The sequence below is a fragment of the Pedobacter steynii genome, from assembly GCF_900103665.1.
GTDB classification, from domain to species: Bacteria; Bacteroidota; Bacteroidia; order Sphingobacteriales; family Sphingobacteriaceae; genus Pedobacter; species Pedobacter steynii.
Map to the genome: position 1 here is coordinate 1 of NZ_FNGY01000003.1, position 22,734 is coordinate 22,734.

24 protein-coding genes are annotated in these 22,734 nt (G+C 42.7%); 20 read left to right on the forward strand and 4 right to left on the reverse strand.

Translation table 11 applies throughout. The features are described 5' to 3' along the window. Positions 1-146, reverse strand: a 146-nt coding sequence (gene tssD, locus BLQ87_RS08210; RefSeq protein ID WP_317048276.1) for a type VI secretion system tube protein TssD, incomplete at its 3' end; no start/stop codon positions are given. 367 nt (positions 147-513) lie between these two features. On the opposite strand from tssD, the gene BLQ87_RS08215 reads away from it, so the two are divergent. After that, a complete protein-coding gene (locus BLQ87_RS08215; protein WP_074605694.1) occupies positions 514-1,083 on the forward strand; it encodes a histidine phosphatase family protein in 570 nt (189 codons plus the stop codon). Here the strand turns inward: BLQ87_RS08215 and BLQ87_RS08220 are convergent. Then, positions 1,034-2,686, reverse strand: coding sequence for an alpha-L-fucosidase (locus BLQ87_RS08220; protein WP_245723821.1), 1,653 nt, complete (start codon positions 2,684-2,686; stop codon positions 1,034-1,036). The two genes, BLQ87_RS08215 and BLQ87_RS08220, sit on opposite strands and share 50 nt — an antisense overlap. Positions 2,687-2,828: 142 nt before the next feature. Then, complete coding sequence (locus BLQ87_RS08225) at positions 2,829-3,458, reverse strand: sterol desaturase family protein (RefSeq protein ID WP_074605695.1); 630 nt, start codon at positions 3,456-3,458, stop codon at positions 2,829-2,831. 178 nt (positions 3,459-3,636) lie between these two features. Between BLQ87_RS08225 and BLQ87_RS08230 the strand changes: the two genes are divergently transcribed. The 19 genes from BLQ87_RS08230 to BLQ87_RS08320 all read left to right on the forward strand — a co-directional run bounded on the left by BLQ87_RS08230 (position 3,637) and on the right by BLQ87_RS08320 (position 21,846). Further along, positions 3,637-4,572 (forward strand): ring-cleaving dioxygenase, encoded by a 936-nt coding sequence (locus BLQ87_RS08230; protein ID WP_074605696.1) that lies wholly within the window; start codon positions 3,637-3,639, stop codon positions 4,570-4,572. A gap of 1 nt (position 4,573) precedes the next feature. Then, the gene (locus tag BLQ87_RS08235; RefSeq protein WP_074605697.1) at positions 4,574-5,200 is read left to right on the forward strand and encodes an alpha/beta hydrolase; all 627 of its coding nucleotides are present in this window, start codon (positions 4,574-4,576) and stop codon (positions 5,198-5,200) included. Positions 5,201-5,221: 21 nt separating this feature from the next. Beyond that, positions 5,222-5,938, forward strand: coding sequence for a pirin family protein (locus BLQ87_RS08240; RefSeq protein ID WP_074605698.1), 717 nt, complete (start codon positions 5,222-5,224; stop codon positions 5,936-5,938). A 3-nt stretch (positions 5,939-5,941) separates the two neighbouring features. Beyond that, on the forward strand, positions 5,942-6,247 hold the full coding sequence (locus BLQ87_RS08245) for a response regulator (RefSeq protein ID WP_074605699.1): 306 nt from the start codon (positions 5,942-5,944) through the stop codon (positions 6,245-6,247). A 314-nt stretch (positions 6,248-6,561) separates the two neighbouring features. Continuing rightward, the gene (locus tag BLQ87_RS08250; protein ID WP_074605700.1) at positions 6,562-7,314 is read left to right on the forward strand and encodes an ROK family protein; all 753 of its coding nucleotides are present in this window, start codon (positions 6,562-6,564) and stop codon (positions 7,312-7,314) included. A 10-nt stretch (positions 7,315-7,324) separates the two neighbouring features. Then, on the forward strand, positions 7,325-8,737 hold the full coding sequence (gene gndA / locus BLQ87_RS08255; protein ID WP_074605701.1) for an NADP-dependent phosphogluconate dehydrogenase: 1,413 nt from the start codon (positions 7,325-7,327) through the stop codon (positions 8,735-8,737). A 35-nt stretch (positions 8,738-8,772) separates the two neighbouring features. Further along, complete coding sequence (zwf, locus tag BLQ87_RS08260) at positions 8,773-10,284, forward strand: glucose-6-phosphate dehydrogenase (protein ID WP_074605702.1); 1,512 nt, start codon at positions 8,773-8,775, stop codon at positions 10,282-10,284. A gap of 87 nt (positions 10,285-10,371) precedes the next feature. Beyond that, positions 10,372-11,097 carry a 6-phosphogluconolactonase gene (gene pgl, locus BLQ87_RS08265; RefSeq protein WP_074605703.1) on the forward strand — a complete coding sequence of 242 codons (726 nt, stop codon included), beginning with the start codon at positions 10,372-10,374 and terminating at the stop codon, positions 11,095-11,097. A gap of 448 nt (positions 11,098-11,545) precedes the next feature. Continuing rightward, positions 11,546-13,369, forward strand: coding sequence for an Ig-like domain-containing protein (locus tag BLQ87_RS08270; RefSeq protein WP_143010381.1), 1,824 nt, complete (start codon positions 11,546-11,548; stop codon positions 13,367-13,369). A 39-nt stretch (positions 13,370-13,408) separates the two neighbouring features. Further along, the gene (locus BLQ87_RS08275) at positions 13,409-14,158 is read left to right on the forward strand and encodes a hypothetical protein (protein ID WP_143010382.1); all 750 of its coding nucleotides are present in this window, start codon (positions 13,409-13,411) and stop codon (positions 14,156-14,158) included. A gap of 44 nt (positions 14,159-14,202) precedes the next feature. Next, positions 14,203-15,150: a T9SS type B sorting domain-containing protein gene (locus tag BLQ87_RS08280; protein WP_074605706.1), complete on the forward strand. Its 948-nt coding sequence runs from the start codon at positions 14,203-14,205 to the stop codon at positions 15,148-15,150. Positions 15,151-15,336: 186 nt separating this feature from the next. Continuing rightward, positions 15,337-16,320 (forward strand): PorP/SprF family type IX secretion system membrane protein, encoded by a 984-nt coding sequence (locus BLQ87_RS08285; RefSeq protein WP_074605707.1) that lies wholly within the window; start codon positions 15,337-15,339, stop codon positions 16,318-16,320. A gap of 123 nt (positions 16,321-16,443) precedes the next feature. Beyond that, positions 16,444-17,574 carry an NAD(P)/FAD-dependent oxidoreductase gene (locus BLQ87_RS08290; protein ID WP_074605708.1) on the forward strand — a complete coding sequence of 377 codons (1,131 nt, stop codon included), beginning with the start codon at positions 16,444-16,446 and terminating at the stop codon, positions 17,572-17,574. Further along, positions 17,571-18,305 carry a methyltransferase domain-containing protein gene (locus BLQ87_RS08295; protein ID WP_074605709.1) on the forward strand — a complete coding sequence of 245 codons (735 nt, stop codon included), beginning with the start codon at positions 17,571-17,573 and terminating at the stop codon, positions 18,303-18,305. Before BLQ87_RS08290 ends, BLQ87_RS08295 begins: the two co-directional genes overlap by 4 nt. Beyond that, positions 18,302-19,354, forward strand: a complete 1,053-nt coding sequence (locus BLQ87_RS08300) for a type III polyketide synthase (RefSeq protein ID WP_074606866.1) — start codon at positions 18,302-18,304, stop codon at positions 19,352-19,354. The genes BLQ87_RS08295 and BLQ87_RS08300 overlap by 4 nt, the downstream gene beginning before the upstream one ends. Before the next feature lie 26 nt (positions 19,355-19,380). Further along, entirely contained in the window at positions 19,381-19,827 is a 447-nt protein-coding gene (locus tag BLQ87_RS08305) for a 3-hydroxyacyl-ACP dehydratase FabZ family protein (RefSeq protein ID WP_074605710.1), read from the forward strand. Next, positions 19,820-21,097, forward strand: a complete 1,278-nt coding sequence (locus tag BLQ87_RS08310) for a beta-ketoacyl-[acyl-carrier-protein] synthase family protein (RefSeq protein WP_074605711.1) — start codon at positions 19,820-19,822, stop codon at positions 21,095-21,097. The genes BLQ87_RS08305 and BLQ87_RS08310 overlap by 8 nt, the downstream gene beginning before the upstream one ends. Positions 21,098-21,127: 30 nt before the next feature. After that, entirely contained in the window at positions 21,128-21,382 is a 255-nt protein-coding gene (locus BLQ87_RS08315) for an acyl carrier protein (RefSeq protein ID WP_074605712.1), read from the forward strand. Further along, positions 21,379-21,846: a 4'-phosphopantetheinyl transferase family protein gene (locus tag BLQ87_RS08320; protein ID WP_074605713.1), complete on the forward strand. Its 468-nt coding sequence runs from the start codon at positions 21,379-21,381 to the stop codon at positions 21,844-21,846. Before BLQ87_RS08315 ends, BLQ87_RS08320 begins: the two co-directional genes overlap by 4 nt. On the opposite strand, the gene BLQ87_RS08325 is transcribed toward BLQ87_RS08320, so the two are convergent. Then, positions 21,837-22,733, reverse strand: a complete 897-nt coding sequence (locus BLQ87_RS08325) for a Ppx/GppA phosphatase family protein (RefSeq protein WP_074605714.1) — start codon at positions 22,731-22,733, stop codon at positions 21,837-21,839. The genes BLQ87_RS08320 and BLQ87_RS08325 overlap by 10 nt on opposite strands. Position 22,734 lies beyond the last annotated feature (1 nt).

The following is a 22,734-nucleotide window of genomic DNA, read 5'->3' on the forward strand; positions in this document are numbered from 1 at the left end:
GTTGATTCGATCTCGATATCGATCGTTCCACCATACACTCCGGAAGAAGGTCTTCCTTTTGCATCTACATCACGGTTTAGGGAATAGGCACAGTGGAGTACATCATACTCCTTGCCCGAAAAGTCTAATCTTGCTTTGAAAGCCATAACTTTTTATTTTAGGGTTTGCTATTAATTAACTATAAATGACACATCAAAAATTCTGCCATTTTTACGTTAAAATCAATACGATATAAAAAAAAGATAAAAATATACTTAAAGTACTTTCAAAGAGGATTATTTTTAAATTAAAACTAATTTATTCGCATATATATTCTTCAGTGTATGGATTACCAAACAAAGTCATCGATGGCTAAAAGTGGTTCCGAAGAATGGAAAAGCAGAAATATTTCCGGTCGTTTTCTTTTTAAGACGGCAGACTCAGTTATCTGTCTTATTTCCTGTACTGTTAGCTACCGGATGCCATTTCGATTTATTTAAAAGGCTTCCCCACCTTCTTCTTATCTTTACCGACATGAACATTACTTTCATTAGGCATTCAAAAGTTGATTTCAAATGGAAAACCTTTTATCATTCCAAGGATTTTGATTTGGCTTGCGGAGCCTACGATCATGCGCCTACCTTAACCTCCGGAAGCTTAAAGCTGAACGGAAAAAGCGTGTACATCAGCGAGCTGAAAAGAGCAGAAGAAACCGCTCATGCTTTTCTCATTGGAGACAAAGAACTGATCAGGACAGCTTTGCTGAATGAAATCCCCCTGAACTCTTTTATCGACACCTCCCTTAAATTACCAACTATCATCTGGATGATTGCCGGCCGGCTGCAATGGTATTTCAATTCTTCGAGACAGGCAGAAGTTCGGGAAAAGTCTAAATTGCGGATCAGCCATTTTCTAGACCTTCTGGAAAAGAAAAATGAAGATTGCACCATTATCGGACATGGCTTTTATTTTGCGCAAATGATGACCGAGATCAAAAAAAGAAAGGCCTCAGGCCATACCGGAAAAAGAATACACAATGAGGAGATCAGAACATTTACTTTACATCAGCTTCCGGGCGCAGGTACAGACCAATTTCCGCAATAGCAGGCTGAAGCCTGGAAGAAAGAATGGTTAACCTTAATTCTTTTGCCTTTACAGAAGGGAAACGCAGTAAACGTTTATAGCCGATGGTAGTTCCTTCTGTTACTTTTTTCCAGGTATTTCCCTCTTTATATTGCAGTACAAATTGCTCTACCCGTTGTCCTATTTGTAAGTTTTCCTGAAGCAGCAACAGGTTAAATTTATGATCTTTATCCAGTTGGAACTCCATCACCAGGTTTCCATCCGCCTTTCCTGTTTTCCAGTAAGAGCTATCTTTTCCATCAAACAACAGGTTTGTCTTTTTTGCGGTGCTGCCCTTTAGTGTTGCCGGCTTCAGCAGATTATTTTCAAAGGTCTCCTCCAGTTGTTTCCTGAATCCTTTTAAAGCATTTACATCACTATCATTGATCTTTCCTTTTTTATCAGGTGGAATATTTAACAACAAGACTCCGTTTCTACCTACTGAACTATAATAGATGTCCATCAATTTCTCCGGCGTTTTCACTTTGGTGTCCTCTGCCGGATGGTGGAACCATCCCGGACGGATCGACACATCTATTTCTGCAGGATACCATACCAGACTTTTTGCTTTGGCAATTTTCTCCCTGCTCCCCAGGTCATTGGACATAAGGTCTCGCGGTGCGAAATCTGCGTCCTTTTGAGAGTTTGCAGCGATTGCTTCAGGGATCATCTGATCCCCTGGAACCACACTCCATTCCGTTTCCCTTCCGTATCCCGTTTCTGTGCCTACCCACCTTACATCCGGTCCGGAAACCGCAATTGTAGCTAAGGGCTGCAGTTTACGGATCAGGCTATACCAACGGCTATATTCATAGACCTGTTTTTTTCCTGTTGGTCCTTCCCCGTTCGCACCATCAAACCAAACTTCATCGATCTGTCCATATTGTGTCAGCAGCTCCGTCAGCTGATTGATGAAATAATCATTGTATTGCATGCTTCCAAAATATGGAGAATTGCGGTCCCATGGAGAAAGGTAAATTCCAAACCCAATACCAAACGCTTTACAAGCTTCGGCGACTTCCTTTACGATATCTCCTTTTCCTCCTTTCCATGGACTATTTTTAACAGAATGTTCCGTGAATTTACTTGGCCACAGACAGAAGCCATCGTGGTGTTTAGCGGTCAGAATGACTTGTTTAAAGCCGGCATCTTTACAAACCTTTACCCACTGACGGGCATCAAGTTCTTCAGGGTTAAATATTTTTGGATCTTCGGTACCGTCGCCCCATTCTTTATTCGTAAACGTATTGATTCCAAAGTGAATGAAAGCAGTCAATTCCAGCTGTTGCCATCTGAGTTGTCGCGGGGAAGGCGTTACATTTGCTGCTTTTCTGATGATATCGGCTTCTTTGTCTGCCGGACTGATTTTTACGTAATTCTTATCTGTAAATAGCTGCGCTGTTCCTCTTTGCGGTAAGCCAAGAGCGATGATACAACCAACAATAAACGTTAAGCGATGGCAAGCTTTGCCTTTTAGAAAATTTATCTCCATGATCTGTCCGGTATTAAGCGCCATTAAATAAGCTGAAGGCACCTTTTCAAAGAAAGGGCGAATTTCATTTATAAGATTGGCGTTAATTGCCAAAATGTTAAGCTTTTTTGGCATTTCCCTGAAGATCCGGCCGTATGAAAGTACGTTTGATGTTGTTATCGAATTTCATCATTTAGAGAAAAACAAGTACCAAGTGACTCTTATCAATATAATATGCAGGAGACTAAAACTTACACTAGGACTTCTTCGGTTCTCTTTTAGAAAGTTCAGAACCAAAAACCTTATCCCACAAATCGGAAGTCACGCCATAACCCTTGGTCGCATCATCGTAATGGTGTAACATGTGGTGTTGTTTTAACTTTTTCCAGAAGGGGGCGGTAAATTTTGCATGATGCAACATGTAATGGGTCATGTCATACACAAGATAACCAAATATGAATCCGCAAAAGAAGCCGTCCAGCATACTTACCGGAACAAAGGCCCGGAAAAGAAAATAAAAAGCCGTAGCTAAAGGAATGCTTGCTGATGGCGGCATCACTAACCTGTGTGCATCGTTCGGATAATCATGATGTACCCCATGAAAGATGAAATGAATTCTTTTGCCCCATTCCGACTTTGGATAAAAGTGAAACACAAAACGGTGCATCACATATTCGATTAAAGTCCAGACAAAAAGGCCAAGCAAAATCTGTCCCACTGCGGTAAGCGGACTGTTGATCACAAATGATTGCCAGCAAAAATATCCGATCACGGGAATGAATACGATTAAAGGGACAAAATACGGAACCTTAGACAACCCCTCTAATAATGAGCTCTTAAACATTCTAACAGATTCGGACGAATTGGATATGTAATTCTTTTTCATTAGGATGAACTTTTGCGAAAGACAAACTTATGCAGGATTCGTTAAAATTTAATTTTCCAATAATAGTTATGAAATTATCATGACATTCTTAAAGATACAAAAAAGTTATTTCTTACGATATGGTAAGATTTCGCAGAAACCTAAGCCGTAATTTTGTGTTGTAATTAATAATTGAGCAATGAAAAACGAAATTTTAGGTATTCATCACATTACCGCCATCGCAGGAAACGCAAAAAAGAATTATGATTTTTACACCCGGATATTGGGATTAAGGTTAGTTAAAAAAACAGTTAATTTCGATGATCCCCATACTTACCATTTCTATTACGGAGATGAACACGGAACTCCGGGAAGCATTTTGACTTTCTTTCCATGGGAAGGAATCGGAACCGGCAGAAGAGGCACCAGACAAGTCACTGAAATTGGCTACAGTGTACCTGCAGGGAGTCTTGATTTCTGGCAAAACAGATTAGAAAAAAACAACGTTATCTATAATAAACCTGCGGTAAAATTCGGAGAAAGGTATTTGACCTTCCTGGATCCGGACGGATTAAAATTTGAATTAACAGAAGCAAAAACTCCGGATAGCAGGGTACAATGGGAAACTAAAGAAGTCAGCAAAGAAAATGCGGTTCATGGATTCCACCACATTACCATTACAACGAATAAAATGGAAGCTACTGCAGCTATTTTAACGCATGTATTGGGTTATCGTTTACAGGAAACTGAGGTGAACCGGTCCCGCTTCATTACTGACAAGGTAGAACATGCGGCAATTGTAGATCTGGTAGAGGCTCCCGGAGAAGCTGTCGGACATGTTGCCGGTGGTTCGGTACACCATGTTGCCTTCCGCGTTAAGGACGAGGAAACGTTGATGTATTTCAGGGATAAGATTGTGGCGCTGGGCTTGAACATCACCGAAAAGATTGACCGTAATTATTTCTATTCTTTATACTTCCGTGAACCGGGAGGCGTACTTTTTGAACTGGCAACCGACAATCCGGGTTTCACTGTTGATGAGTCTTTAGAAGAATTGGGCAGCAACCTTAAATTGCCTGCGCAATACGAAAGCAACAGGGTAATGATTGAAGGCATTTTACCAAAATTAAGCTAATATGTATATACACCAGAAAAACATCATCACGGCCGGAATTCCAATGGAAAGCGCAGATAAAGCCATTGTATTTTTACATGGCCGTGGCGCTTCTGCGGCAGACATCATCCAATTAAATCAACATTTAAAGGTAACTGACGCCGCTTTATTTGCCCCTCAGGCAAGCAACCACAGTTGGTATCCTTATGGGTTTATGGCACCGGAAAAGGAAAATCAGCCTGCACTGGATTCCGCTTTGGAACTGATCGATGACCTGGTTGCTGAAATTGTTGCCAATAGAATTCCCTTAAACAAGGTGTTTTTTGCCGGCTTTTCTCAGGGCGCCTGTCTGACTTTGGAATACATCAGCAGGAACGCAGCCCGGTATGGTGGAGCTATTGCTTTTACCGGTGGCCTGATTGGCGAGACTATTGACCGCTCTAAGTATACAGGCGATTTCATGCAAACCCCTGTATTCATCAGCACTGGAAATCCTGACCCTCATGTTCCGGTATCCAGAGTGGAAGAAAGCGGAGCAATCCTGAAGGAAATGAACGCAGATGTACAGGTAAAGATTTACCCTGGAAGGGTACATACCATTAGTAACCAGGAACTGGAACTGGCCCGAAAAATGGTATTTCATTTATAAAAACCTCATCAATATAAGATTATGGCACAGACGATATTACATAAAGCCAATACCCGCAACATTGCAGATCATGGCTGGCTAAAAAGTTTTCAAACCTTTAGCTTCGGAATGAATTATGATCCTGAACGTGTACAATTCGGTGCATTAAGGGTACTAAACGACGATGTTGTAGATGGGGGAATGGGATTCGGAGAACATCCGCACGACAATATGGAGATCATCTCCATTTCCCTGGAAGGCTCATTACAACATGAAGACAGCATGCAAAATGTGGCCATTATTGAACCGGGAGAGATACAGGTGATGAGTTCCGGAACAGGAATCTATCATAAGGAATTCAATAAAGACCCCGCCCAGCCGGTAAAATTCCTCCAGATCTGGCTGTTTCCGAATCAAAGAAATGTGAGCCCACGGTATCAGCAAAAACGCTACGATACTTTGTTAAAGCCAAATGAATTCACCGAGATTTTATCTCCGGAAAAGGAGGCTTCTGGTGTCTGGATCTATCAGGATGCCTGGTTTCATATCGGTAAATTTAAAGCCGGGGTTAAACTGACACATACTTTAAAAAACAAAGAAAACGGCATTTATGTCTTTGTGATCAAAGGCTCATTAAAAATAAACGAACAGGAATTAGAAGAACGGGATGGTTATGGCTTATGGGAAACCGGATCAATTGATGTGGAAACGCTAACAGGTGCAGAAATTTTGTTGATGGAAGTTCCTATGAATTATTAAGTCATGAAAAAGATAGAAATTCTAGTGGTATGTTGTCATCCGGAGATTTCAGCAACCATTATCCGATTAATCGACAAAGGGGAAGGAATGACTGGAACTGCGGTTACCTCTCCGGAGGAAGCCATAACCAGCTTTGCTTCCAGGCCTTATGAACTTGTGCTAATTGGCGCCGGTTTAGCGCCGGAAGTGGAACAGCAGCTGGAAGCTGAGCTGAAAAAGCAACGTCCGGAGATCCCTGTAGTTTATCATTTTGGAGGCGGAAGCGGATTGCTGTATACAGAGATCAGGCGGGCATTAAACAAGAATTGATCTTTCTTCGCGATAAAGCCTGAGATTTCGCCTTCTGTTTCTAAATGATTTCCCCCGCATAGGAGGCCTTTGCGTCGTTTGGCTTTTATTCCAGAAACTGAAAGAAAAATCAGTTCTGATCAGAAGAAGATTAAGCGTAAAATTTAGCAGTTGCTCGTGAGAGACACCAGTTGGCCCTATAGGCTTAAGATGCCGATAAACAGGGAGTAATGTTTTTTTATTGTATTATCTTGAGGTTTAGCATCTTTAAATGCCTGATTTTTCGTTATTTTGAGTGTTATTAGTACACCGGGTTATCTTTATACAAATCCTACATGCCTGAAGAACAGAAAAACAGCAATATTTTATCCATCGATATAGGTGGAACGAGCATCAAAGCATGTATTTTAGACCCTAAGGGTGAACAGCTTTCTGAGTTTAAAAAACTTCCCACTCCCAAAAACTCCAGTCCGGAGGAAGTCATCAAATCTATTAAGGAACTGGTTGGGACACTAGACCTTCCTTTCGAGAAAATTTCTATTGGCTTTCCCGGTTATGTAAAATGTGGCGTTGTACAAACTGCACCAAACCTTGCAAAAAACAAGTGGACCAATGTAGACCTGGCTCAACAGATCAGCGATACCTTCGGAAAACCAGTCCGCCTGATCAATGATGCAGATCAGCAGGCACTTGGAATTGTATCCGGAAAAGGTTTTGAGATTGTCTTTACCGTGGGAACCGGTTTCGGTACTGCCCTGGTATTCGACGGAGACCTGCTCCCCCATCTGGAACTGGCGCATCTTCCGATCACCAAAACCAAGGATTACGATGACTATCTGGGCAATAAAGCTTTTGAAAAACAAGGAAAAAAAGAATGGAATGAACGCCTGGAACGCGTGATTGAAATTTACAAAACCGTATTTAACTACGATACCCTATATATCGGTGGTGGCAACTCCAAAGAGATTAATTTCCCATTAGACCATAACATCAAACTGGTTTCCAATAAAGACGGAATCAAGGGCGGTGCAAAATTATGGGACCTGGAGGAGAAATTTCATGTATTCACCACACACCCTAAAAAATAAATAGCAGATAATGAACAAGTACACTTTAGGAATGATTGGCCTGGGCACAATGGGCCGCAATTTATTGCTTAATATGGCCGACAATGGCTACTCAGTAACAGGTTATGATAAGAGTCAGGACATGTTAAAGAAGCTGGAAGAGGACGGAAAAGCACATCAATTGAAAGGTTATGCTGTCCTTGAAGATTTCATCCAAAGCCTGGAATTACCAAGAAGAATCGTTCTTTTGGTACCGGCAGGACCGATTGTAGACAGCGTTATCCAGGAACTTCTTCCTCTATTGGATAAAGGTGACCTGATCATTGACAGTGGAAACTCACATTTCACAGATACCACCAGACGCTCTTTGGAGCTTGCTGACCGGGGCATCCATTTCTTCGGAATGGGCATCTCCGGCGGTGAAGAAGGTGCAAGATTCGGGCCTAGCATGATGCCAGGAGGTGATAAAGCAGCTTATGAGGCGGTGAAGCCAATTCTTGAAGCAGTTTCTGCAAAAGTAAACGGAGATCCATGTGTGGCATATATTGGCCCCGGAGCTTCCGGACATTTCGTGAAAATGGTGCATAATGGCATTGAATATAGCATGATGCAAATCCTTGCGGAAACTTATGACCTGTTGAAAAACAGTCTGGGCTACAACAACGAGCAGATTTATGCGGTATTTGAAAAATGGAACAATGGCCGTTTGAAATCGTTCCTGTTAGAAGTAACCAGAGATATTTTCAAAGTTAAGGATGAAAAGTCCGGAGGTTACCTGATTGATGTGATCAAAGATCAGGCAAAATCTAAAGGAACGGGAAAATGGACTTCTCAGGTTTCTATGGACCTTCAGCTACCAATCCCTACCATTAATGAATCGGTAAGTGCCAGAGATCTTTCTAAGTTTAAAGACTTAAGGGTATCGCTTGATAAAGCTTTACCTCATCCTTCCGTAAAAATTGACAATCCGGAAGAATTTATCGTTCATTTAGAACAGGCGCTTTATTTCGCGATGATCACGTCTTATGCCCAGGGTTTACATTTATTAACTCAGGCTTCTATAGAATATAAATATGAGCTGAACCTACAGGAGATCTCTCAGATCTGGCGTGGTGGATGTATCATCAGAGCAGTATTGCTGGAAGATATTTATCAGGCCTATAAAAAACAACCGCAGCTTCCACATCTTTATTCTGATGAGGGCATTCAACAACAGTTGAAAGACATCATTCCAGGAACAAGAAATGTGGTGGTTACCGCAATCAATCATGGTATTGCCGTACCATGTTTTGCCTCTGCCTTAACCTATTATGATTCGTTAAGAACAGCAAATTCACCGTTGAACTTAACGCAGGCACAGCGAGACTTTTTTGGCGCACATACTTTTGAACGCACAGACAGCGAAGGAATATTTCACGCGGACTGGAATTCAGACAATTTATAAATAACCCCAGTGAAAAAAGACACAAATTCACAACAATGAAAACAAGCATCAACCTCAATCCAACCATAATCGTCATTTTTGGTGGTACCGGTGATTTAAATTTGCGCAAACTTGCGCCTGCACTTTACAATCTGTATTCTGATGGCTTTATGCCGGCAAAATATGCGATCATTGGTACAGCCCGAAAGAAGCTTACTGATGATGACTTCAGAAAAACATTGATGGGAGGCGTAAACAGCTTCTCCAGATCCGGTAAGGTGAAGGAAGAAAAGTGGAGCAAATTTGCAGAACATATTCATTACAGCCCGGTTGATGTAGAAGCTCCGGAAACTTTTGGTGTTTTAAAAACCAATATTGAGAAGTACCAGAAAGAATTTGGTCCGGATACACAGATCCTGTACTACCTTGCGGTAGCACCAAACCTCTTTCCACTAATCGCCAAATGCCTTTCAGAATATGACCTGGCCGGAGAGGAAGACAATTGCAGAATCGTGATTGAAAAACCTTTTGGAAGGGATCTGGAAACAGCGAGAGAGCTGAACAGCATCCTGACCGGGATCTTTACAGAAAAACAGATCTATCGCATCGATCATTACCTGGGTAAAGAAACGGTTCAGAACATCATGGCATTCCGTTTTGCCAACTCCTTCCTGGAGCCACTTTGGAACAGGACTTATATTGACCACGTACAGATCTCGGTAACAGAGCAGCTGGGTGTCGGTGATAGAGGTGGTTATTATGAGGGTGCTGGTGCATTGAGAGACATGATCCAGAATCACCTGCTTCAATTGCTTTGTTTAATTGGAATGGAAACTCCGATTAACTTTGATGCGGATGAGATCAGAAATAAAAAAGTAGATGTATTGAAGGCAATGCGTCCTTTCAGTCCGGAAGACATCAGGTTTAGCACTGTCCGCGGACAGTATACCAAAGGATGGGTAGAGGGTAAAGAGGTACCTGGATACCGCCATGAGAATGGGGTTGATCCGGATTCAAATACAGAAACCTTTGCTGCCATTAAGTTCTTTGTAGACAACTGGAGATGGCAGGGAATTCCTTTCTATGTACGTACAGGAAAACGTTTGTTCCAGACTTCATCACTGATTACCATTCAGTTTAAGGATGTACCTCACCAGGTTTTCCCTTCGGGAGTAACCGAACACTGGCAACAAAACAGGCTGATCATCAGCATCCAGCCGGAGATGAGCATCCGTTTACAGGTTCAGGCGAAAAGACCGGGACTAGACATGGTCTTAAATCCTGTAGACATGGTTTTCGACTATAAAGGAACTTATACTTCGCAGGCTCCGGAAGCTTATGAAACCTTGTTACTGGATGTAATGACGGGAGATCAAACACAGTTTATGCGTGCAGATCAGGTAGAAAGTGCATGGGAGCTGTTGATGCCGATCGTGCATGCATGGGAGACTAAAAAATCATTGAGCTTTCCTAACTATACCGCGGATTCATGGGGTCCGGAAGATGCGGAAGCTTTGATTGCCAGAGATGGTTTTCACTGGTTTACTTTACCATTGAATAAGGATTAAAAAATAAATATCATTTTTAAGAGGCTAATACTAAAGCGGTTGTATACAGCTTTAGAATTGGCCTCTTGACAATAAAAACAAATCGTGATGAACTTATTGATTTATAAAACCCAGGAAGAATTACAGGAAGATCTTGTAGACTACATTGTGGCAATTGCAAATAAAGCGATTGAAGAACATGACATGTTCAACTTTGTATTGACCGGGGGGAACTCTCCAAAAGCGCTGTACCATTCGCTGGCGACAACCTATAAAGAAAAGATCGACTGGACTAAAGTCTATTTCTTTTTTGGAGATGAGCGCAATGTGATGCCGACTCATGAGAGTTACAATGGTTTGATGGCAAAGAATGCCATGCTTGACCTCCTGGAGATCCCTGAGGATCAGATTTTTTATGTCGACACTACACTGGCTCCTGAAAAGGCGGCTATTGAATATACAAAAGCAATCAACGCGCATTTCAAAGGCTCAGACCTAAATTTCGACCTGATTCTTTTAGGAATGGGCGATGATGCACATACGGCTTCCCTATTTCCGGGAACTTCCATATTAAACAGCAAGGAAGTAGAAGTGGATTCTGTATTTGTAGAGAAACTATCTACTTATCGCATCAGCTTTACAGCGCCACTGATTAACAAAGCAAGAAATATTGCTTTCCTGGTTTTTGGAGAAAACAAAGCCAATGCGGTAAAACATGTTATTGAGGATAAGAAAAAGAACACCAAATTATATCCCACACAATTGATTCAGCCCATTGATGGAAGTGTAACCTGGTTTTTAGACGATGCTGCAGCAGCTTTGCTGGATAGCTAATTAGTACATAATAAACCCCGATTCCCAGGAGGAAGGGATAAGCAAAAAGGGCATTCGGTTTCGGATGCCCTTTTTCGTATGTAAAGATCCTCATCTGACCTTTAGCATTTGTCCCATCATGGTGACATTACAACCAACGCTATTCTTATATTTCTGGTATTGCTGCTCGATTCCCTAAGATGAAAGCCCCAAAAACATCGATTATTATCGCAACAATCCTGAACATAATGAATAGTTTTTTCATAAAAAGCAAAAAAACTTGACTGATAGATGATTACAGGCAGATCATTTTTCTATTTGATGTTTTTTGAATAAAAAAAACACAAATAACACCATTAAAAATGAACAACATGAACAGAAATTAAGCCCCTCCTGTAACCTAAGTTTGAGGTAATAAAAAACCAGTTGACCATTTTAACGCTCTCAGAGGCATTTAAAATAGTCATAAATGCCCCTTACTATGCTCTTGTTCAGACTGAAAAATAAGTTTACCGGTTATTTTTGGTTGCTACTGACTTTAGTGTTAGTGGTTGGAGGAGGGAATGTAGCGAAGGGGCAGTTGAGAACTTACGCTACATTGAGTACGCAAGGAGGAACCGGAACTGTTACTGGTCTGGCGAATGTCCGAGGAGCCAGTACTACAACTCCCCCAGCAGGATCAACGCCTGCGAGTCTTTCTGCTACGGGAACAACAGGCGCGTTGGGCGGATCTGCGGTTTCGGTGCATATCAATTTACAGTTTGCATCTAACATCCCATCAAATACGATCGTATTTATAAAGGTTTCCTCAATAACGCTTCCCTCAATAGCAAGTTCTGTTAGCGCTGTAGCGTACAATAACTCCACTGCTGCCACCGGTTCAACTTTTTACAACCTAGTAGCAGGCGATGGCACTCAGTATATAGGGGTTTATGCAAGCAGTGTATTCAATCAGGTCCGTTTTATTGTAACCGGAGGTGGTGGGGGACTTTTAGGTGCCCCCGCAGAAACAGCTAGTGCCAATGTATTTTATGCCTTTTATAGCACCTCAAATACCGCCGACTGCGGATCATCAATAGGTACATCCTGGTCTGGAAACGGAACAGTAGTGAATTCAGGAAATGCAATAGATGGTAACCTGACCACCTATTCAGACGTTACTCCTTCCCTCCTTTTGAGCACTGTTGAACAGAGCTTTTATTTCTCAGGACCTTCTGTTACAAACGATGAAGTAAAGGCGACACTTTCCATTCCACCCTCGTTATTAAGCCTCGGCTTACTTAGTAACATCACGGTAAATGCCTACAATGGCAGTAATACGACACCTGTCTGGACCACTAATCTTGGGGCAGTATTAAGCCTTGACCTGCTTGGGCTTTTTAATACAGGGGCACCAATTACGGTTTCCGTCAAGCCCAGTCTCCCCTTCGACAGACTTTCTATAAATTATAGCGCCGTACTAGGCCTTTTGGTGACCTTACACGTTCATGAAATTCAGCGAACCAGTGCCAGTCCGGTATTCACCGTTCAAAATGCAACGATTTGTACGAATTCTACAGCGACATTAATTGCGAGTGCCCCTTCCGGAAACCAAACCCTTTGGTATAATGCAAGTGGCACTCTTCTTTTTACCGGCAATAGTTTTACTACACCAACATTAAATACAACCACAACCTATTATGCAGCGACCGCTAAAATCGGATGTACAGGAGAATCATTGAGATTGCCGGCAATTGTCACAGTTAACCCTTTACCAACCATAGCCGCGATTACCGGAACCACCAGTATTTGCCTAAATCAAAGCACCACATTAAGCAGCACGACAGCCGGAGGAGTATGGTCCAGCAGTGCTACAGGAGTAGCCACTATAAACAGCAGTACAGGGGTGGTGAGCACGGTTACTTCCGGAAGCAGTACCATCACCTATACCTATACAGATCCAACCACCACCTGTTCCAATTCGGTCACGACAATCCTTACGGTGAAACCCTTACCTACCCTAACGAGTAGCTTAACACCTGCCATTTGCAGTAGTAGCACATTCAGTTATACCGCAACCAGCAGTATAGGCAGTACCAGCTTTAGCTGGACCCGTGCAACAGTTGCCGGCATCAGCAACGCTTCGGGATCAGCCGCAACCAATGCCATTAATGAAACCCTGATTAACACCACGAATGCTCCTGTTACTGTCACCTATGTATTCAGTTTAACGGGGGATGGTTGCAGCAACACGGTAAATGTCCAATTAAAAGTGAACCCCAAACCCGGGGCTCCTCATATATTATCTCAATAACCCTCTTAACTATTTATCCAAATTTAAACTCTTAAAATTATGAAAACGACAAGTAAAACAATCAGATTAGCAATGGCATTTTGTCTATTATTCATCTTACCTATGGGTGTTTTTGCCGCTGTACCAGACATCTATGTATGCGGAACCGGATCAGTTACTCTTGCCTATACCGGAAGCTACACCCTTGTTTCCGGGGATAAGGTCGTTTGGCAAAAAGTAGATGGCGCCGGAGCCCCTGTCAGTGGATCTGCAGCCGTAACCAACACTTACTCTGGAACTGCAGGCAGTGCAGACCTTACCGTTGCCGGCGGTACCGATATGACCACTGCCGGCGAACACTTCTGGGTAGCCCATGTGATCAGTGCAGACCCTGCAGCCTGTACGGGTGATGTTTCTGCAGCGATCGATATTTATATGTTGCCAACTTTTACAGTGGCCGTGAGTCCTGCAGCAACTTCTTATTGTGTGGCCGGAACAACAAATACGACGAAAACGATTGTGAGTTCACTGGCAACACCGGCTTCAACACTTCCAACAGGAGTAGTTTTTGATTACGACTGGATTGGTACAACTGCAGGTGCAGGCGCTGTGGATGGTACAGATTCTAAAAAGTTTAACATGACTTCTACTACTCCTGCAAGTTATACTGTTACCTCAAACGTAAAATACAACGTAAGCGGTACAGGAAAAACACTAAAATCTGCGGGCGGTACAGCTTGTACACAAGCAGAATCGACGATCATCACGGTAGCGCCTAAACCAGGAACACCAACCATTACCGTTTCCTAACCAAATAATATAAATGCCAGGAATGGCTATTGATTGATAAATACATGTCCTATAGAAGAAAAAGTTTTGTGTCGGGTATGCTGTTGCTAAGTGCAACGGCATGCTTTGCGCAATCTTCCGGTTCCGCCACTGCGAATATCCCAAATGGGTCTTCGTTAAAGTTGCGGGCCAATTCTGTAAGTGCCGTATCTTATCAATGGATCAAAGACGAATTAACCATACCAGGCGCTACGCAGGAAGAGTACCAGGCATTTGTTCCGGGTACTTATACCGTAATTTCATTTAATGCAGAGGGATGTGCCTCCGACATTTCCCCACCTTTGGTCCTTACCGCCGACCCTGTCGGCCCGGTTAGTGCGGATGTTATGATCAAAAAACAATCCGAATCAAAAGGAGTCAGTATCAACAACACCTTTGAATACACCATTCAGGTGAAGAATAACGGTGCCGGTGCAGCAAATATGATCAAGGTTCATGACGTGCTTCCCAATGAATTAAGCCTGGAAGATCTTGGCCGGCCTACCCTCGGATTCGCGAATTATAACCAGGGAAGCAAAACAATTGTATGGGAAATCGTTAAACTGGAAAACGGGCAGACTGCGGACCTCAGGATAAAGGTCAAGGCCTTAAATCCAGGGATGATCAGCAACACCGCTACGGTAACCGCAAATGAACAGGATCCCAATATGAGCAACAATAGCTCAACCGACCTTAAATCTGTTACCAATATTACCATTCCCAATGTATTTACCCCAAATGGGGATGGACTAAACGACACCTTTACCATCCCTGGCCTGGAATTTTTTGAAGCCAATGAGCTCACCATGTTCAACCGTTGGGGATCTACTGTATTCGACAAAAAAGGGTATAAAAATGATTGGGATGGAGGTCAATTAAATGAAGGTACCTACTTCTACTTATTGAAAATCAAATCTGCATCGAACAAATGGGAGGTTTACAAAGGTTTCATCACCATTATCCGCGGGAAATAAACCCCAACAACTATCAAGATGAAACCATCATGATCTTACAGATCACATAACAAAATGAATAATGAATAAAGATCATGATCGCTTCATACCCATTATTCTGATGAAACCATCATAAGCATACCGCTTACAAAAAGCAATGAATAGGCACATGATAGCTTCATAACCGCTAAAAGACAATATGTTCCAATGAAAAAAGTTTTATTATTATTCCTGTTCCTCAGCATTCATCAGGGACTCAAAGCACAGCAGGATAGCCAGTTTACACAATATATTTTCAATGGACTTCATATTAATCCCGCTTATGCCGGCACGAAGGGCGATTATTATATCCAGTCTTCTTACCGTTCCCAGTGGCAGGGTGTTACCGGCGCTCCGAAATCATTCTCTATTGCGGCCGATGGTTCCTTTTATGATGGAAATGTTGGTCTTGGACTCATCATTGCCAACGATCAGATCGGCGCGCAAAACAGCCTTACCGCCTTTGCCAATTACGCTTATCACTTAAAGTTAGATGAGGAAGGAAGCTCGGCACTTTCCTTTGGACTCGCTGCAGGGATGATGCAGATGGGGATTAACGGAAACAAACTGATCGAAATTAGTCCCGGAGATGGAGCGGTAACGCCCTATCTATCGCAAACACGTACTTATCCGGATGCCCGTTTCGGTATTTATTACTCCGGAAAGAAATATTTTGCGGGTATTTCCGCCACCAACCTCGTTGCCAGATATATGTCTGACACACGCAACAACGATTTTCTCGTTCCCATACCCGAGCCCCATTTTTACCTGACTGCCGGCGCTTTATTTCCATTGAGTGATGAGGTCCATATTAAGCCGAGTATTTTGGTTAAAGATGATTTCAAAGGCCCCACTGCTGTTGATTTTAATGCCTTCTTTTTGATCAAAGAACGGGTATGGATTGGCGGTTTTTACAGAGGCAGTTATAACCTCCACAGTAATAATTTGCAATTAAACCTTCCAACCAGCAATTCTATTGGTCTGATTACCGAGATCTTTGCCACACCGGATCTGAGGATTGGCTATTCTTATGATTATTCCCTAGGCAAACTCAGGGGATATGGCGGTGGAAGTCATGAGATTTCTGCAGGGTTGTATCTCAATAAGAAAGATGACAGAAAAACGAGACTAACCAGGTGTTACGTTTTTTAGCGCAACGTTATACTGAATTGTTATTTTGCTGCCTGGATAGGTCAGCCCCACAAAGACCTATAGTCAGGTTAAAGAACAATTCTTTTGCTACCTTGTTATTAGAAAAACGCTTATCTACCGGTTATGGAAACCAAAATGGACATACTGATCGCAGGAGGAGGATTGGCCGGATTAACCGCAGCCATTCATCTTTTAAAATCAGGGTTCCCGGTTACAATTATAGAAAAGAATACTTATCCTCAGCATAAAGTATGTGGTGAATACATTTCTAATGAGGTCCTTCCCTATTTGGAATGGTTGGGCTTAGCTATTGACTCAGCCGCAGCCAGCAGGATTCAAAACTTCCAGATTTCTACAATTGAGGGCAAATGCCTGAATGCAAAGCTTCCATTGGGAGGCTTTGGCATTAGCCGGTATGTTCTGGATGCACTTCTTTACGAACATGCACTTGCCCATGGCTGCCAGTTTATTCATGAAACCGTAACCGACATCACTTTTAATGCGGATGAGTTCCAGGTAAGTCTGGGTAATAAACAAATCATTTCTGCAAGGCTTGTGATTGGTGCTTATGGTAAAAGAGATGCCTTAGACCAGAAATTATCGCGTGCCTTTATTCAAAAAAAATCACCATGGCTGGCAGTAAAGGCACATTACCAAGGACCTTTCCCCGATGATCTGGTTGCCCTCCATAATTTTGAGGGTGGATATTGTGGTGTCTCTAAAGTAGAAGACAACCGGATCAACATCTGTTACCTGGTAGATTATGCTTCCTTTAAACGCTACAAAAGCATTCCCGAACACAGAATGCAGGTATTGTACAAGAATGAGCATTTAAGAACGATATTTGAAAATTCCAGAATGTTGTTCGATCAGCCCCTGGTGATCAGTCAGATTTCTTTCGATCCCAAAAATGCAGTATCACAACATGTATTAATGATTGGAGATACTGCCGGCTTGATTCACCCGCTTTGCGGAAATGGGATGGCCATGGCGATCCATAGTGCTAAGCTTTGCGCAGAATCAGTGATTTCTTATCTGGAAGGAAAGACGGGTTCCCGTAAAAAAATGGAAGCACAGTACGAGCGTTCCTGGAAAAGAAATTTTAATAAAAGACTAAGTATCGGAAAAATAATCTCCCGAATTCTGAGTAGGAAGCAACTCTCTACCAGATTACTGCGTATATTAATAAAATTCCCTGCACTATTACAGGCACTGATAAAGCAAACCCATGGAAAACCCATAATGGCTAAATGATGGTAAATACCTCTCAAAGAAGCAAAGCCCCGGAAATCATGGATGATTTTTCTATGGAGGGAGAAATATTGAGGGATGCGCTGGATAAAATCGCGGGGATCAACAGGCTTCTTGGTGGGAACAAGGTGACCCTGGAAGGGGTACAACAATTACTTCGCAAAGACCGGCAACAGAAACAAGAATCCGTTCCTGAACGGGAAATCAGAATTCTGGATGTAGGTTGTGGAAACGGAGATATGTTAAGAACCCTCGCAGATTTTGCCATTGAAAAGCACTTGAAATTCCAGCTGACAGGCATAGATGCCAATGCATTTACCATTAATCATGCCCGGGGGCTGTCTGAAAACTATGAAAACATCAATTTTTTATGTGCAGACATCTTTGAAGAAATCCTTTTGGAAAAGGAATACGACCTGATTCTATGCACCCTTACTTTGCATCATTTTAAAGATGAAGAGATTTTAACACTGCTTAAAGGTTTTAAAGAAAAGTCGAAATTGGGTATCGTGATCAATGATTTACAGCGCAGTGCCCTTCCCTATTACCTCTTTATGGCTTTATGTTTTGTTTTTAGGCTCAACAGCATGTCAAAAGACGATGGCCTGGTTTCGATTCTAAGAGGTTTTAAAAAAGCAGATCTGCAGCGTTATTCCAATCAATTAAACTTAAAAAACACCAGCATCCGATGGAAATGGGCATTCCGTTACCAATGGATAATTCCTTCAATATGAGTGTAAGAATCAAAACTGCAGCGAAGTCGTTGCCCGAATACTCCAGAACGACAGCCGAGATCCTACCTTTTTTGGATGCCTGGTTGTCCGGACAAGAGGATCGGTTTATCCGAAAAGTAAAAAAGATCTTTGAAAATGCAATGGTAGACCGGAGGTACTCGATCATGTCGCCGGAAGAAGTTTTCAGTAAGATATCTTTTGAGGAAAGGAACGACATCTATATCAGGGAAAGCATTAAGCTTGGTACAGCCTGTTTAAAGCTGGCTTTAGAACAGGCCTCCTGGAAAGGAGAAGATCTGGATTATATCATTACAGTGAGCTGTACCGGTATGATGATTCCCTCGATGGATGCCTATATCATCAATAACCTCGAGCTCAGGCAAGACATTGTGCGTTTGCCTGTTACGGAAATGGGCTGTGCGGCAGGGATCTCCGGCATGATCTACGCCAAAAACTTCCTGCAGGCAAATCCCGGAAAACGTGCCGCAGTGATTGCCGTAGAATCTCCTACAGCCACTTTTCAGCTGAATGATTTTTCGATGGCCAATATCGTGAGTGCGGCTATTTTTGGCGATGGGGCGGCCTGTGTACTGTTATCATCCGATGAAAGTGATGAAGGGCCCGAAATCATTGGGGAAGAGATGTATCATTTTTATGATGCGGAGCAACTGATGGGTTTTCAAATGAAAAACACAGGTTTAACCATGGTGCTGGATGTTGGTGTTCCAGAACAGATTGAGCTGCATTTCCCCCAGATCATTCATCCTTTTCTTGCTAAACACGGACTAAACATTTCAGAGATAGATCATTTAATCTTTCATCCCGGAGGAAAGAAAATCATACAGGTGGTGGAAGAATTATTTACCAAACTCGGGAAAAACATTGATGACACCAAAGAAGTATTGAGGCTATACGGCAATATGTCGAGCGCAACAGTACTTTATGTATTGGCCCGTTTCCTGGATCTCCCTCAAAAAAAGGGAGATTTTGGGCTGATGCTCAGTTTCGGACCTGGTTTTTCTGCACAGAGAATATTATTAAAGTGGTAAATTAGCGGATTAATTATAGAAAAAACATGAATACAACAGAAATACTAAGCCACTTACCTTATAGCAAGCCATTTTTATTTGTTGATGAACTGCAGCACATCGATGAAAACGGCGTGACCGGATCCTATACTTTTTCTGAAGACCTCGACTTTTACAAAGGCCATTTCAAAGATCATCCCGTAACACCAGGTGTGATTTTAACAGAAACAATGGCACAGATTGGTTTGGTTTGCCTCGGTATTTATTTAACAGCAACCGCAGCTGCAGGTGTTCCCGGACACGTAATGCTGACCTCTACCGCGATCGATTTTATGAAACCCGTTTTCCCAGGAGAAAAGGTAACGGTAACTGCAGAAAAGGTTTATTTCCGTTTTAAAAAATTAAACTGTACCATTCAGATGACCAATGCCGCAGGCGAAGTGGTATGTAAAGGAACCATCGCAGGAATGGTGACCAATAAAATGAATGCCTAACAGGGTCGTCATTACCGGTCTGGGTGTGGTAGCACCAAATGGAGTTGGATTAACCCCATTCCTGGAAGCAATACGACAAGGCCATTCCGGGATCGCCTATGATCCGATATTAGAACAGCTTCAGTTTTCCTGTCAGATTGCAGGAAAACCCGAGCTTTCCGCAATGTTAATTGCCAATTATTTTTCTGAACTGGAATTGAAAAACTTTAACAGCTCAGGAATTCTTTATGGTGTAATTGCCGCAATGGATGCCTGGAAAGATGCTGGGTTATCTATTGCAAATGAAAAAGAACCAGACTGGGATAGCGGAACCATTTTTGGAACCGGTACTTCCGGAGTCGATAAATTCCGGGAGGCCGTTTATAAGATAGATGAGCTCCAGGCCCGTAAACTGGGCAGTACGGTGGTGGGACAAACTATGGCCAGCGGCATCAGTGCCTATATTGGAGGTAAGCTTGGGCTCGGCAACCAGGTCAGCACTAACTCTTCCGCCTGCACAACGGGCACAGAAAGCATTTTAATGGCTTATGAGCGCATCAAATCCGGTCAGGCGACAAGAATGCTTGCCGGCAGCACCAGCGACAGTGGGCCTTATATTTGGGGCGGATTCGACGCCATGCGTGTTTGTACTTTTAAACACAACCAGTCGCCTGAGCAAGGTTCCAGACCAATGAGTGCCAGTGCCAGTGGTTTTGTTCCGGGAAGTGGTGCAGGGGCGCTGGTCTTAGAGTCGCTGGAAAGCGCGCTTTCCCGGGGTGTCCGGATTTATGCCGAAGTACTGGGAGGAAATCTGAATTCCGGCGGGCAACGCGGAACAGGAACCATGACCGCTCCAAATGCCATTGCTGTTCAGCGCTGCATTGCCACAGCGGTGCGGGATTCCGGTATAGTGTCGAAAGACATCGACCTGATCAACGGACACCTCACTGCTACTTCTAAGGATGCCATGGAAATAGAGAACTGGAGCATCGCCCTGCAAAGGTCGGGCAAAGATTTCCCTTACATCAATTCTTTAAAATCTATGGTTGGGCATTGTTTAAGTGCTGCCGGAAGTATTGAGTCTGTTGCTGCGATATTACAGCTTCATCATGGTTTTATTGCTGCCAACCTCAACTGCGAAGACCTGCATCCGGAGATTACGGCCATAATAGATGCGGCTAAAATCCCACAACAAACAATGGTCAAAAACATCGATATCATTGCAAAGGCGAGCTTTGGATTTGGCGATGTAAATGCCTGCATTATTTTAAAAAAACATATTGCCTCCTGATCTGTTTGATAGAGGTATTAAGGATTAAACATGGACAGACAATTATTACTCTCAAAGTTAAAAACCATTGTTGCCAGCTACAGTCATGACAAGGATGCATTAGAATACCTCAACGAAACCACTGATTTCACCAAAGACCTGAAGATTAACTCTGCCAATCTGGTGGATGTCGTTCTGGATGTCGAAGAAGAGTTCGACATTGAAATAGACAACCTGTCTATGGAGCGCATGCTCAATGTCAGTGCAGCCATAGAGATTATTGAAACAAAATTGAAAGAGAAGTGATCGGGAACGATATTGTTGATTTATATCAGGCAGATGCCGACAGTAACTGGCGCAGAAAGGGATACCTTCAGAAAGTATTTACGATGGAAGAGCAACAGCTCATTCAGACCTCTTCTAATCCCTGCCAGATGGTTTGGCTGTTATGGAGTATGAAAGAAGCCGTTTATAAGATTCATTCCCGAAAGAAGAACTGGCAGGCTTTTGCACCGGGAAAACTGTGCTGCACGGAAGTAAAGATCAGTGGACAATGTGCGAGCGGCGTGGTTACTTGTCAGCGGGTACGGTATTTTACCCAAAGCTCCCTATGCCCTGACTTTATTCATACCATAGCCGGAGAAAGTTTTCCCGTTGAAGCGGCGAGGATCAGGATCAGCAGTTATGACCCTTCAGACCTGAGTTATAGAAACACGGCTCCGGCCACAGTGAGTCACCATGGCCGATACCTTGCTTTAGCCTATTTATAGGCTGGTTGAACCAAATTTTCTTCAATCAGCAGATTGATGATCCCATCGGCCATTCCTACTTTAGGCACATAAATTTGTTTAATGCCCGTCCATTTTAACAGGGTGATGTATATTTCGCAGGCAGGAATAATCACGTCTGCACGGTCCGGATTTAGTCCAAAAACCTGAATTCTTTCCTTTAAAGAGTGTGCATTCAGATTGTTGTACAGGCCCTTTAATTTTAAGAAAGACATCGGCATTCCTTCTTTCTCATCAGACATGCGGTACAGTTTATTGATGTTTCCACCAGTACCGATAGCCGCCATATTTTTTAAGGTCTTCGTGTTTTCTTTTACCCAGAGTTTCATCTCTTCCCAGGTCTCTTCCCGATCCTGATTGTCAAGAATTCTAATCGTTCCGATGTCAAAAGATTTAGAAGCGATCGGAATGCGGTTAACGAATACAGAAAGCTCGGTGCTACCTCCACCCACATCAATATAAAGGTAACTTTTCTTGTTGTCCAGGTTCTCTTCAATATGATTGGAATAGATGATATTGGCTTCTCTTTGTCCCTCGATAATTTCCAGGTCAAGGTCTGTCAGTTTCTTTACTTTTTTGATGATCTCGGCTCCGTTATCAGCTTCGCGCATAGCAGAAGTGGCACAAGCCAGGTATTTAGAGACCTGATACACATCCATCAGGTTTTTGAAAGCAGCCATTGTTTTCAGCAGGTCTTCCATTTTACGCTCAGAGATCCGATGGTCTAAAAACGCATCATCCCCCAATCGTAAGGGAACCCTGATTAAAGTATTCTTTTTAAAACCGAATCCTTCGTCAGTTTTTGTGATATCAGCAATTAATAACCTAACGGCATTTGACCCTATATCTATAGCAGCATATCTAAGCATT